This is a genomic window from Woodsholea maritima DSM 17123 (assembly GCF_000382325.1).
GTDB classification, from domain to species: Bacteria; Pseudomonadota; Alphaproteobacteria; order Caulobacterales; family Maricaulaceae; genus Woodsholea; species Woodsholea maritima.
Genome location: NZ_KB908058.1, coordinates 334,157 through 346,862, shown reverse-complemented (window position 1 = coordinate 346,862; position 12,706 = coordinate 334,157). Strand labels below are relative to the sequence as shown.

Annotated in this window: 10 protein-coding genes; 4 read left to right on the top strand and 6 right to left on the bottom strand. The window is 54.4% G+C overall.

Translation table 11 applies throughout. The features are described from left to right. Positions 1–12: 12 nt before the first annotated feature. Entirely contained in the window at positions 13–822 is an 810-nt protein-coding gene (locus H151_RS16115) for a penicillin-binding transpeptidase domain-containing protein (RefSeq protein ID WP_019961512.1), read from the bottom strand. A 186-nt stretch (positions 823–1,008) separates the two neighbouring features. Here H151_RS16115 and H151_RS0109910 point away from each other — a divergent pair, with 186 nt between their 5' ends. Next, on the top strand, positions 1,009–1,710 hold the full coding sequence (locus tag H151_RS0109910) for a hypothetical protein (RefSeq protein WP_019961511.1): 702 nt from the start codon (positions 1,009–1,011) through the stop codon (positions 1,708–1,710). 58 nt (positions 1,711–1,768) lie between these two features. Here the strand turns inward: H151_RS0109910 and ssb are convergent, their stop codons facing one another. After that, positions 1,769–2,290, bottom strand: a complete 522-nt coding sequence (gene ssb / locus H151_RS0109905; protein ID WP_019961510.1) for a single-stranded DNA-binding protein — start codon at positions 2,288–2,290, stop codon at positions 1,769–1,771. 291 nt (positions 2,291–2,581) lie between these two features. Between ssb and uvrA the strand changes: the two genes are divergently transcribed. Then, positions 2,582–5,473 carry an excinuclease ABC subunit UvrA gene (uvrA, locus tag H151_RS0109900; RefSeq protein ID WP_026353953.1) on the top strand — a complete coding sequence of 964 codons (2,892 nt, stop codon included), beginning with the start codon at positions 2,582–2,584 and terminating at the stop codon, positions 5,471–5,473. Positions 5,474–5,518: 45 nt separating this feature from the next. Here uvrA and H151_RS0109895 read toward each other — a convergent pair whose 3' ends face one another. From H151_RS0109895 to H151_RS0109880, 4 genes are all read right to left on the bottom strand, one after another. Then, positions 5,519–6,571, bottom strand: coding sequence for a CPBP family intramembrane glutamic endopeptidase (locus H151_RS0109895; RefSeq protein WP_019961508.1), 1,053 nt, complete (start codon positions 6,569–6,571; stop codon positions 5,519–5,521). Positions 6,572–6,691: 120 nt separating this feature from the next. After that, a complete protein-coding gene (locus H151_RS0109890) occupies positions 6,692–7,732 on the bottom strand; it encodes a hypothetical protein (RefSeq protein ID WP_019961507.1) in 1,041 nt (346 codons plus the stop codon). Between the two features lie 45 nt (positions 7,733–7,777). After that, positions 7,778–8,623: a hypothetical protein gene (locus H151_RS0109885; protein WP_019961506.1), complete on the bottom strand. Its 846-nt coding sequence runs from the start codon at positions 8,621–8,623 to the stop codon at positions 7,778–7,780. Between the two features lie 60 nt (positions 8,624–8,683). Beyond that, the gene (locus tag H151_RS0109880; protein ID WP_019961505.1) at positions 8,684–8,980 is read right to left on the bottom strand and encodes a hypothetical protein; all 297 of its coding nucleotides are present in this window, start codon (positions 8,978–8,980) and stop codon (positions 8,684–8,686) included. Between the two features lie 228 nt (positions 8,981–9,208). Here H151_RS0109880 and trmFO point away from each other — a divergent pair, with 228 nt between their 5' ends. Both trmFO and H151_RS0109870 read left to right on the top strand, forming a co-directional pair. Continuing rightward, on the top strand, positions 9,209–10,606 hold the full coding sequence (gene trmFO / locus H151_RS0109875) for a methylenetetrahydrofolate--tRNA-(uracil(54)-C(5))-methyltransferase (FADH(2)-oxidizing) TrmFO (protein ID WP_040759343.1): 1,398 nt from the start codon (positions 9,209–9,211) through the stop codon (positions 10,604–10,606). A 42-nt stretch (positions 10,607–10,648) separates the two neighbouring features. Then, entirely contained in the window at positions 10,649–12,604 is a 1,956-nt protein-coding gene (locus tag H151_RS0109870; RefSeq protein ID WP_019961503.1) for a S9 family peptidase, read from the top strand. Positions 12,605–12,706 lie beyond the last annotated feature (102 nt).

The following is a 12,706-nucleotide window of genomic DNA, read 5'->3' as shown; positions in this document are numbered from 1 at the left end:
GGGCTTTTGTGTTTAATCTTCGCCGGTGACCCGTTTCAGGGCCGTCTCGATCAGACCTTTACGATATCCTGCCTGGCTATCAAAATCTGATACTTCCGCATTCATCGCGAAGACGTAATCTTCACCCTCAAACTCATACCAGCCGACAAACCAGCCGATAAAGTCGCGCCCCGGCTGGCGGGTCCAACCGGTCTTACCATGAAGAACGCCGGCCAACTCACTGTCCACAATCATCACCTCACCCAGGCGGCGCTGATTATCGGTATTAAACGGCAGGGTCTGCGCCTCTAAACGGGTCACTAGACCGACCTGTTCTTGCGCCGAAATGGCCACCGGCCCGCTCAGCCAAAACTGATCAATATTGTCCTCAGCGCCAATGTCCTGATTGCCATAGGCTAGGCGCTGAACCCAATCCTGCATCACACGATAGCTCACACGATGGGCCAGCTCTTGATAGACCGGCACCGCAGACAGCTGGAACGCCTCAGCCAAGGTCATATCGCGCTCCCAGCGCGCAAACATGCGCGGCTGACCATCCCAGATAAACACTTCGTCCCATGTGGTGACGCCCGTTTCCAGACTGATCAAAGTGTTGGGAATTTTATAGGTCGAGGCCGGAACAAAGCGCATCGCACTGCGCGCTTCATTGGCACTCCACACCGCACCATCGCTGACGCGTTGGATATAGATCGTGCCGTCCAGCGCGATCTCTTCAAGCACAGGGTCCAGCACATTTGCGCCTGGCGCAATCTGGGCCTGTGCCAAAGGCGCGCCCAGCAAGGCCGCCACAACACTCAGCGCTTTCACAATCCACTTTGTCATGGTTTCACCATCCCTTTTAAAGACGCGTGCTCGCCTTTTGCAAAAGGACTATGGCAAAGCTAAGGTCTCGCCAAGATGAAATATGGCGCACACTGCGTAAAGTCTTTTCACCTTGTGATACGCCAGCCCCTTCCCCTATGGCGCGAAGGCGTTACACTCTCCTACGGGTGGGATAAAGGGGCAGGCATGTCTGCGTTCAAGGATTTGAAGCGCAATGCGCGCTATTTCAAAGATCCGCTGTTATTGTTCGGCGTCTTATGGGCGGCGTTGACGATTTTTTCCTTCGTGCAAAATCTGGCTGATTTTGATCTCGGCCAATATATGGGCGTAGTGCTGGAGAATTTTAGGAAGCTCTCGAATTGGCTTTCAGACTTCATCATTTTCCCCTTCAATCTCGCCTTGCCGTTTGAGATTGATTTGCCGCCCCTGGGCGATGATGCCTTGACGATCTGGGTCCTGCTGGCCGGGATCACTGCGCGCACCCAGCAGCTGAAATTTCGCAAACAACATGATGAAGTCCCCGATCTTTTCCGCGACCCCGATATGAGCGAGGGCGAAAGCGAAGAGGAGATCGCAGCGACGATTAAAGATCGTCAGAGCCAATTGAAACGCCAGGGCCTTCTATGCGTGCCTGTCAATCTGGTCGTGTGGCCGCTCGTCGTGATAGCGGAGCTGAATGGCTGCAATTCTCCGCCACAAATTCTCAATCTACGTATGCTCTATAGCGAGTTTTTTGGCGAGAAACTCACGCCTTATCTCAAAAATAAATTCGTACGCACCGCCCAGACCCTCTTCATTCTGCAATGGCTTTATATTTTTGGTGCACTGATAATCTTCTTCGCGATCAATGCCCTGGAAACTTATCTCGATAAGCCAGGGATTATTTAAAAAGAAACGCGGAGCCCTAGGGACCCCGCGCTTTTGGTTTAGCTTGGCATGTGTCGACTTAGAACGGGATGTCATCATCCAGAGTGTCCGAGGCAAAGCTTTCGCGTTGAGCGCCGCCTTGGCCGCCCCCTTGACCACCACGTGATCCACCGCCATAGCCGCCCTCATTATAGCCACCGGACTGATCAGACATTTGATCATAGCCCCCAGAACGCTGTCCACCGCCCTCACCACGCCCATCGAGCATTTGCAGTTCACCACGATAGCGTTGCAGAATAATCTCAGTCGTATAGCGATCATTGCCGTCGCGGTCTTGCCATTTGCGGGTCTGCAGGGCGCCCTCAATATAGACTTTCGAGCCTTTTTTGAGATAGTTTTCCGCGACCTTGGCCAGAGCGTCGTTAAAGATGACAACGGAGTGCCATTCGGTTTTTTCACGGCGCTCACCGGTGGATTTATCACGCCAGGTATCCGATGTCGCAATGCGCAGATTGACGACCGGGTCGCCAGAATTTAACCGGCGCACTTCGGGATCCGCCCCCAGATTACCCACCAAGATCACTTTATTGACGCCAGCCATACGAGCACCTTCATACTTCATCATATTACGTGTAAAAGCCCCGTCGATGCGAGGCGCGAGTCGCGGCCAAGTGTTAACGTTTCCTTAGCTGAAGTCCAGACGGAGCGAACAGCCAGGGCTTGCGTTACCGTGTCAGAGCCCACCCCAACGTGCGCAAACAATTGACAGGAGGTGTCAGTTGGGCTGCGCTAAACAGCTGACATGGAATTGACAGGAAGGTTCGCACATTGTTCTGTCGCTCTCCCATAAAAAAGACCTATATAAATGCGCGCAGCAAAGGATAACGACACGATGAGCGACGCCTTAAAAGCCATCCGGGTACGCGGAGCGCGCGAACATAATCTGAAAGATATTTCGGTTGATCTGCCACGCGATCAGTTGATTGTTTTCACAGGGCTATCCGGATCGGGCAAATCCTCGCTTGCCTTTGACACCATCTATGCCGAAGGCCAACGGCGCTATGTTGAAAGCCTCTCGGCCTATGCGCGTCAATTCCTGGAATTGATGAGCAAGCCGGATATGGATTCGATTGAAGGCCTGTCCCCGGCCATCTCCATCGAGCAAAAGACCACCTCAAAAAACCCGCGCTCCACCGTCGGCACGGTAACGGAAATCTATGACTATATGCGCCTATTATGGGCGCGCGTCGGCATTCCCTATTCGCCCGCCACAGGGCTACCCATCGCCAGCCAAACCGTGACCCAGATGGTCGATCGCCTGATGGCCCTGGAAGAAGGTACACGGCTTTACCTCCTCGCCCCGATCGCACGCGGGCGTAAGGGCGAATATAAGAAAGAATTTGCCGACTTCCTGAAGCAGGGCTTTCAACGGGTCAAAGTCGATGGCGAGTTTTACGCCCTGGAAGACGTGCCTGACCTCGATAAAAAATATAAGCACGACATCGATGTCGTTGTAGACCGGATCGCCATCAAAGAGGGCTTAGAGCAGCGCTTGGCCGAAAGCCTGGAAACCGCGCTGGGCCTAGCCGAGGGTTTGGCAGTTGCCGAATTTGCCGACAAAACCGATGAGAAGGGTAAGCCTGAGCGTTTGTTATTCTCAGAGAATTTTGCCTGTCCGGTGTCGGGCTTTACGATTGCGGAGATTGAGCCGCGCCTCTTCTCCTTCAACAATCCCTTTGGGGCCTGCCCTAGCTGTGATGGCCTGGGCCAAAGCCTGAAATTCGATGAAGAGCTGGTGATCGCCGAGCGTGATAAGTCACTTTATGATGGCGCGGTGGCCCCCTGGGCGCGCGGCACGTCAAAGCTGTATCAACAGACCTTGGAATCGCTGGCCAAGCATTTTGATGTCTCGATGTTTACACCATGGCGCGATCTGCCTACAGCGTTTCAAAAAGCCGTGCTCTATGGCACCAAAGACAAGATTAAATTCGAATACGAAGACAATCTGCGCAAATACCAGACCAGCAAAACCTTTGAAGGCGTCATCCCGAATATGGAGCGGCGCTGGCGCGAAACCGACAGTTCCTGGGTACGTGATGATCTGGGCCGTTTCCAATCGGCCCAGCCGTGTGAAGTGTGTGAGGGTAAGCGCCTCAAACCCGAAGCTCTGGCGGTCAAGATCGCACAATGTGACATCGCCCAGGCGGGCGAGCTCTCCATCCGGGCCGCACGTGATTGGTTCCGTGAAATTGAAGACACGTTCTCTGATAAGGAAATGGAAATTGCGCGCCGGATCTTGAAAGAAATCCGCGACCGGCTCAAATTCCTGGTCGATGTGGGTTTGGATTATCTGACCCTCAGCCGTGCTTCGGGCACTTTATCCGGCGGGGAAAGCCAGCGTATCCGTCTGGCCAGCCAGATCGGATCGGGCCTGACCGGTGTGCTTTATGTCCTCGATGAGCCTTCAATCGGGCTTCATCAACGCGATAATACGCGCCTACTTGATTCGCTACGCGGTCTGCGCGATCTGGGCAATACCGTCATCATCGTCGAGCATGATGAGGAAGCCATCGAGACGGCCGATTATGTCGTCGATCTCGGCCCAGCCGCCGGGGTTCATGGCGGCGAGATTGTCGCCCAGGGCACCCCGCAAGAGATTGCGGCCAATCCCAACAGCCTGACCGGGCAATATATGTCGGGTCGGCGCATGATCGAAATCCCTGAGGTGCGCCGCCCGATTGATCCCAAGCGTCAAGTCAGCGTCATTGGGGCCAACGGCAATAATTTGAAAAATGTCACCGCGCATTTCCCGCTGGGCGTCTTTACCTGCGTCACCGGCGTTTCAGGGGGCGGTAAATCCACCCTTACCATCGAGACCTTCTATAAGGCGGCGGCACGTAAGCTCAATAAAGCTCAATCGGTCCCGGCGCCCCATGATCGGATTGAGGGGCTGGAGCAGCTCGATAAGATCATCGACATTGATCAAAGCCCTATCGGACGTACGCCGCGCTCAAACCCTGCGACTTATACGGGGGCCTTTGGCCCGATCCGCGACTGGTTTGCCAATCTGCCCGAAAGCCAGACCCGGGGTTATAAGCCGGGCCGGTTCTCCTTCAATGTGAAGGGCGGGCGGTGTGAAGCGTGTCAGGGCGATGGGGTGCAGAAGATTGAGATGCACTTCCTGCCCGATGTTTATGTGACCTGCGATGCCTGCGAGGGTAAGCGCTTTAACCGCGAAACCTTGGAAGTCACCTTCAAGGGTAAATCCATCGCCGATGTGTTGGATATGACGGTGGATGAGGCTGCGGACTTCTTCAAAGCTGTACCAGCCGTGCGCGATAAAATGGTCACCCTGCAACGCGTGGGCCTGGGCTATGTCAAGGTTGGCCAGCAAGCCACCCAGCTTTCAGGCGGCGAAGCCCAGCGGGTGAAACTCTCCAAAGAGCTGTCCAAACGCTCCACCGGGAAAACGCTCTATATCCTGGATGAACCCACGACCGGTCTTCACTTTGAAGATGTGCGCAAACTCCTCGAAGTGCTGCAGGAATTGGTCGAACAGGGCAATAGCGTCGTGGTGATCGAACATAATCTCGACGTCATCAAGACCGCGGACTGGCTGATTGATCTGGGTCCTGAAGGCGGGGATGGCGGGGGCCGTATCGTGGCCGCCGGAACGCCTGAAGACGTTGCCGAAGTAGAAGAGAGCTGGACCGGGCGCTATCTCAAACCGCTCTTGGCGCGCGATAAAGCCCGCCAGAAGGCGCTAAAATCCAAGGCCAGCTAAGCGTTTAAAAAAGGCCCCCGCCGAGGCGGGGGCTTTCTAAAACCATCACGCCTCAATATGTGTCTTACGCCGTAATATGCCAAACACCGGCAAGGCACATAAAATCAGGAAGGTGCCGCCCTGAATAACCGCGCCAATCATCGGGATTTGCTCCGCGCCATTGCCCAAGCCGGCCGAGGGGTTCAGCGTCGCCATAAAGGCTTCGACCACGCTTTGCTCGGGATTGGTGCTTAAGGCCCCTAAAATGCCAACGATCATGATCAAGCCATTAAACGCGCCATGCATGCCTGCCACACCTGCGATGGAACGCTCCCCCACCGCATAAAGGGTCAAGAACAACCCCATAATGCCAATCGCGACAATCGAGGCGAGCCCCAGCACCAGATCATTTTGCAAATGCTGGGCATGAAGGATGGCAAACAGGATCGTGCTGACGATGATCGCAGCGATCCGGCCCCAGCGCGCATCCAGCGCCGATAACAGCCAGCCGCGAAACACAATCTCTTCCACCGCACCTTGAAACAGGAAAAGCACCAAAACCAACGCCAGGCCAATCAGAACGCCCGGGCGAAGCAAGCTGGCCATAACGCTGGGATCCACCTCACCTGCGGCGTCGGCAAGTTCAGAACCCTTACCCATGTCAAAACCCAGGGCGCTGGCAATCGCACCCAAGACGCTCAACACAATCACGGCGATCAGCGCAACGCCAACCCCGCGGCCATAACGCCACAAAACGCCATCGCTGAACCCGATGGATTTTAACCCGCGCCGCTCAAAGACGCTGAGCCAAATCAGGGTAAAACCTCCCCAAAACACAAATTGCAAGGCCAGCATGGGCAGGAGAAAATGGGGATCGGTGAGCATGGCCCCGCCAAGCCCAGCACCCCCGGGCGCACCAGCTTCCAGGCTGCCCGCCATCGCGGTATGGATGCCATAATAAATCCCGGCGAAGAGACCGGCAAACACGGAACTTAAAAAATATCCTGCCAACAGCAAAAGAAGACTGGCCCAGCCATAGGTCCGCCGCCAGCGCTCAACACGGGCATAAAGGCCAAAGCGTGGCGCGTCATCGATCAGGTCTGTATTTGAGGTCTGCATGAGGTCTGCCCCTGTTGTGTTATCGTTGGGGCGAAAATATCACCGCCCCCCCACGAGGCAACCAGCAAAAACGCCCCGGAACAACCGGGGCGCTTATTTTCAAAGACTTACAAAATGTGATCACCCTTCACTGGGCGCTTCACCCACACTTTGGCTAGGTGCATAAGGCGCAGGCTTAGCCGGTGCCAACACATCATCGCCGCCATCATAGCGCACAGCCGCATAGGCCCCCACGCCGTGCCAGCAGACCTCGATGATCACTTGGATAATGTACTGGACCACCAGGGCTAGAAGGAGGGCAATAATCACCACCGGATTACTGAAGACCGTGCCCAGGATAGACATCACCTGATCAACATCCGCGCCTTTTGTGTTTTCCAGCTGGCTTAAAGGTTCAATCACCGAAACCATCGCACCGACCATAAAGATCTGTTGGACGACACTGGCGATAATCCCCAGGCCAAAAGACACCAAAATCACCACCAGGTATGACAGGAACATCATCCCCGTGACATCTTTGGTGGCGCTCCAGGATTCAAAGAAGCGAATATCTTTCTGACGCACCGTTAAAGCAGGCGCGGCCGCAAAGCGGATCAGCAAAAAGATCACCACTGCCATAACCGCAAGGGCCGCGACAAATCCCCAAAGGCCGGTCAACAAGCCCCCGGTGACCGTGCCCTCACCCGCCACATTCAAGATGAGTGCGCCGACAAGGCTGCCTGCGACGACGGCGATCACAATCGCGATATACATCAAGAAGCCGAAGAAGACATAAAGGAGATTAACAACGAACAAGCGCAATTCATCGCCGCCGAACCGGAAAGGCACCCCAGAGGCCACTTCATTACGGGTCAACAAACGCAGCCACGCGCCCTGCACCATCAAGGTCAAAGCAAAACCAATCACAAGGGTCAGAAAAATAGCTCCCCCCATTTGCGCGAAGAGCGCCAAAACTTGGGCGGGCTCAGGCTCGTGCTTGGCCTCTGCCAAGGCGACTATGGCCCCCACATGCGGCAGGAACATCACCGCAGCGATCACGAATAGCGCAAGATAGAATAACACTTGCCAGACCGCGATGGAGATCACCGCGCCTGGACGCCGTCCCATGGTTTTAAAAAAGGCAAATGTTGCTGCCCCAAAATTATACGCAGACCCACTCATGGTCCCCTCCTCATACAACTCATATAAGAAGGTAAATGAATTTTATTACGCTGTCTTGGTCTGTTCGAGTTTATCTGAATTTTTTATGATTAAATCTTTGAAAAGATGTCCATGGAGCACCGACAAGGGGAATAGCCCTAGACCAAAAACGACGGCCCCGCTGAACATGCCGGTGACAAAGGCGCCCAGTGCCCCGACAGGCGCGGTTCCTGCCACGATCAGCGCCCAAAGCCCCACACTCATAGGCAGACAGATCACGACACTGGCGAGACCAATGCGTACCGCCTGTCCCTGGGTCAACGGCCAAACGCTTAAGACCTGCAAGCGTTTGGCATCAAAACTCGCAGGTCCGCTCATCGCCAGACGGGCAAAAAACCAGGCGCAAAATACCATAAAGGCCCCAAGCAGAAACAGAACAACACCGCGTTCCCAGCCATTGAGCAAAGGCCAAAGCTCAATATAGGTTTCAGGCGGCTCAGCAACGCCAAGACGGTCCATCGCCACCGCGCTGACCCCCACCAATAATGCCACGATAAAGAGGAAAACCGTTAAAACGACAATTAAGGCTAGCGCCAAAATTAAAGCATTCACCCAGAGCAGGCGAACTTCGTCCCCGCCCCAGGCAAAGCCACACGCTTTGCCAAGGTCATCACCGCGCGCGATACGCAAGCCTGCATTGGCAATGACGAGGGCAAGGCCGCATGCCAGCGCGATAAACACCCAGATCGCAAGCCCCGCCGCAGGCTCCCCCGCCAAAGCGAAATGCGTAAACACGCCAACGAGGCCAAAGCTGACAGCCCCGACCATCGCGCTGAGGGCCCAGGTTATTTTCGCCCCAAACAGTGCGTGAACCGTGTGTGAGAGCGCAGGTAAATCAATCCAGTTTTTCATAGCGCTTTAATTAGTGCGAAGCGCCCCCAAGGCCAATGAAAAGCTTCAGTCCGCGCGCCATCAGTCCTCTTGAAAGCCTTGAACATCGGAAATGTCAAATCCAGGAAGGCACGTCAAAGTTTGACGCACCTCATCCGAGCCATAGCGCAAACACGGCATGTAAATAGCCAAACGCTGATTATCTTCTGTTGCCCGCGTATCCGTGCGCGATAAATTGAAATACGGACTAAGGCTTTGATCGGGATATTCATAAGCGATGGTCTGCACGCGCTGATCATTGCTTCGCGCACCCATGATAACATGCATCAACGCAATATTATTCCGACCCACGCTTTGATAACTGAGATAGGCCTGCATGCGCGTTTCGTTTAGAATGGGAGTGTTTCCTTGCGAGATCTTGATCCTCGCATGGGCGTGGTCTCCTGGGCTTCGGCACACGCACACACCAAGGGCAACCGCTCCAGTATTCCTTTTCAAGGGTGTGTTAATCAGCGTCTATTTGAAAACAATAGCGTGTCCCCTATAGGCGCAAGCCATATGTGGCAAGGTTTTGAGCCCCACGCGCAAACGCGCTATATCGCACGCATGAGCGATCTTACCCCTCTCCATATTATTGGTGGCGGCATGGCAGGCAGCGAAGCAGCCTGGCAGGCCGCAGAAGCTGGCGTCCCGGTTATTCTGCATGAAATGCGCGGCGTTCGCGGCACTGAGGCCCATAAAACCGATGGCCTGGCCGAGCTGGTCTGTTCCAACTCTTTCCGCTCCGATGATGCGGAGACCAATGCCGTGGGCCTGCTGCATGAGGAGATGCGCCGATGCAACTCGCTCATCATGGCGATGGCCGATCGCCATCAAGTACCCGCCGGCGGCGCGCTAGCCGTGGATCGTGACGCCTTCTCGCAAGCCGTGACCCAGACGTTGACGAACCATCCCAATGTGGAAATCCGTCGTGAAGTGTTTGAGGATTTACCCCCCGCCGACTGGTCCAATGTCATCATTGCCACCGGGCCTTTGACCCATACCCCGCTGGCCGAAGCCATTCACGCCCTGACCGGTGAAGGCGAGCTCGCTTTCTTTGATGCCATCGCGCCCATCATCTATGCCGACAGCATCAATATGGATGTGGCCTGGAAGCAGTCGCGCTATGACAAGGGCGATGATGAGGCCGACAAGGCCGCCTATATCAACTGCCCAATGGATGAGGCGCAATATAACGCCTTTCTTGATGCCTTGTTGAACGCCGAGAAAACCGAATTCAAGGACTGGGAAAAGGATACCCCCTATTTCGAGGCCTGCCTGCCCATCGAGGTGATGGCCGAGCGCGGACGCGAAACCCTACGCTTTGGCCCAATGAAACCGCGCGGCCTGACCAATGCCCATAATCCCAGCGTGAAGCCCCATGCGGTGGTTCAGCTGCGCCAGGATAATTCCCATGGCACGCTGTTCAACATGGTCGGCTTTCAGACCAAGATGAAATATGGCGCTCAAGGCGAGGTCTTCAAAATGATCCCTGGCCTGGAGGAGGCGCAATTTGCGCGCCTGGGCGGGATCCACCGCAACACCTTCTTGAACTCGCCGCGGGTTTTGGATGGCACGATGCGCCTCAAAGCGCGGCCCTCTTTACGCTTTGCTGGCCAGATTACCGGCGTGGAAGGCTATGTGGAAAGCGCCGCGATGGGGCTCATCACCGGGCGCTTTGCCGCCTGCGATGCCAAGGGCGAGGCGATTGCGCCGCCACCGGCGACCACGGCGCTCGGCGCGCTGCTCGCCCATGTCACGACCAATCATGTGCCCGGCAAAAAAGGCGCTTTCCAGCCGATGAATGTCAATTATGGCCTCTTCCCGGACATTGAAGGCCCGACCAAAGACGCCGATGGCAAACGGTTAAGGGGTAAAGAAAAGACCAATGCCAAGAAACGCGCAATGAGCGCGCGCGCTTTGGTCGATTTAGCGGCATGGTCAACGCTTTCTCCTTTACGATGAAGGCGCGTCGCACTACTCTCCCCTTATGCGAGGGGGAGTGCGATGTTTTTTAAAGTGTTTAAATCTGTCAGCCTGTGCGTGGTTCTTGCCTTAAGTGCTTCAGCTTCACTTTATGCGCAAAGCGAAATTCCTGTTGAAGCTTTTGCTCGCTTGCCTGCCATTGATAGCCCTGCGCTCTCGCCCAGCGGTCAATTATTGGCCTATATATCCAATACAGAAGACCAAAAAACGCTTGTAATCCAAAGACTGAATACACAGGAAAGCCGCGCCATTGATGCCAGCCAGGTGCGCCCCACGAATTTAATTTGGATCAATGATGATATCCTGTTGATCCAGGCTTCAACGGCCCGCCGACACCATCGCGCCTATGGCGTTTTAGATGTCGGGGCGGTCTATGCGATTGATCTGACCCGAAGCGAAATAGCGCCCCGCCAACTCCTCCACGGCTCATCTCGCATCGGGCTAAACTTCTCTCTCGGCCGGATTATCCAAATCGATCGCGAGCGCGAAGACGTGTATATGCCTGCCTTTGACGATCAAAGAAATTATGGCTTATTCAAAGTCAATGCGCGCACGGGCCGCTCTGAACGCGTGGATCGCGGATCGCCCTACACCGAAGATTGGATTGTCAGCACAACAGGTGAACTTTTGGCGCGCGAAGAACGCAACCAAAGTGAAGACACCTTGCAACTTCAAATCCGCCAAGGCAATCAATGGCGTGTTGCACTTGAAGAAAAGAGTGACCTTCCACAAATAGACCTTGTTGGCTACGATCGAGAAAATGGCTCCTTAATTGTATACACACGCAGCATGGGCAATGAAGATACATCCGGCCTATTCAGGATCGATACGCAAGACCAAAGCATAGAGACTATCTTTCAGCACGACAAACTTGATGCACGTTTCCACCTGACCCGTGATTTCAGTGGTGAGTTAATGTATGCGGCCTATGAGGATAGTGAGCTTCACTATATCTGGTTCGATGATGATATGGAGCTGATTTACACCAGCATCAAAGCGGCCATGAATGTTCAAATTCCAAACTCATCCATTTCACTTCTCGATTGGACACCGGATCGCAAGACGATAATTTTCTATGGTGAGACAAATTATATTAGCCCCTATTACGGTCTGTTCAAACCCGAAACCGGGGAAATTAGCTTGCTAGGCTGGGTCTACCCAGAGCTCGGCTCAACAATTTTACCTCAAAGATCCATTATCTCCTATCAAAGCCAAGATGGTCAAGTCCTTCCCGCCTACCTGACCCTTCCCAGCGGCGAAGGCCCCCACCCGTTCATTGTTTTACCCCATGGCGGTCCGCAATCGCGCGACTATTCCGGTTTTGACGATTGGGCGCATTTTTTTGCCAGCCGTGGCTATGGCGTGATCCAACCCAATTTCCGTGGCTCTTCCGGTTATGGCAATGCCTATATTCTTGAAGGCTATGGTGAATGGGGTAAAGGCTTGATGCAGCAAGACCTTACTGATGCCCGTCAGGCCGTCATTGATGCCGGGCTAGCCGATCCAGAACGCATCTGTATCGTTGGTGCCAGCTATGGCGGTTATGCCGCCCTTGCCGGTGCAGCCTTCACGCCAGATCTTTATAAATGCGCCATCTCATATAGTGGGGTCAGTGATCTTGAAGAAATGATTCGGTTTGAGCGTAATCGTTATGGCGAGGACAGAGACACTCACACCTATTGGCAAACCCAAATGCTGGGCCTTAATCCCCCCAGCGATGAAACGCAATTTCTTCAACAACGCTCGCCCGTGCGCGCGGTGGATGCCATTCAAGCGCCTATCTTACTGATGCATGGCGGCGAAGATTCTGTGGTCTCTGTCGAACAAAGTCGGCGAATGAACCGCGCCTTAGACAATAGCGACAAATCAGTGCGCTATATTGAAATCGAACATGGCGATCACTGGCTAACCAGCTATGAAACCCGCCTTGCGGTTTTTACCGCGATGGAGCGCTTTCTTGACGAACATCTTCAATAAGTAAAATAACTGGTAAAGCAACCTTTCCTGAAGAACGAAGGGCTGTTTCTTTTATTTCTGTCAAAAGAGAATTGCGCGCAATTTAAGAGCCGTTATGACCTG

What these genes read in the sequence shown, in the direction of transcription:
- H151_RS16115 (WP_019961512.1), bottom strand. Translation starts at nt 822, where the DNA reads ATGACAAAGTGGATTGTGAAAGCGCTGAGTGTTGTGGCGGCCTTGCTG.
- H151_RS0109910 (WP_019961511.1), top strand. Translation starts at nt 1,009, where the DNA reads ATGTCTGCGTTCAAGGATTTGAAGCGCAATGCGCGCTATTTCAAAGAT.
- ssb (WP_019961510.1), bottom strand. Translation starts at nt 2,290, where the DNA reads ATGGCTGGCGTCAATAAAGTGATCTTGGTGGGTAATCTGGGGGCGGAT.
- uvrA (WP_026353953.1), top strand. Translation starts at nt 2,582, where the DNA reads ATGAGCGACGCCTTAAAAGCCATCCGGGTACGCGGAGCGCGCGAACAT.
- H151_RS0109895 (WP_019961508.1), bottom strand. Translation starts at nt 6,571, where the DNA reads ATGCAGACCTCAAATACAGACCTGATCGATGACGCGCCACGCTTTGGC.
- H151_RS0109890 (WP_019961507.1), bottom strand. Translation starts at nt 7,732, where the DNA reads ATGAGTGGGTCTGCGTATAATTTTGGGGCAGCAACATTTGCCTTTTTT.
- H151_RS0109885 (WP_019961506.1), bottom strand. Translation starts at nt 8,623, where the DNA reads ATGAAAAACTGGATTGATTTACCTGCGCTCTCACACACGGTTCACGCA.
- H151_RS0109880 (WP_019961505.1), bottom strand. Translation starts at nt 8,980, where the DNA reads ATGCAGGCCTATCTCAGTTATCAAAGCGTGGGTCGGAATAATATTGCG.
- trmFO (WP_040759343.1), top strand. Translation starts at nt 9,209, where the DNA reads ATGAGCGATCTTACCCCTCTCCATATTATTGGTGGCGGCATGGCAGGC.
- H151_RS0109870 (WP_019961503.1), top strand. Translation starts at nt 10,649, where the DNA reads ATGTTTTTTAAAGTGTTTAAATCTGTCAGCCTGTGCGTGGTTCTTGCC.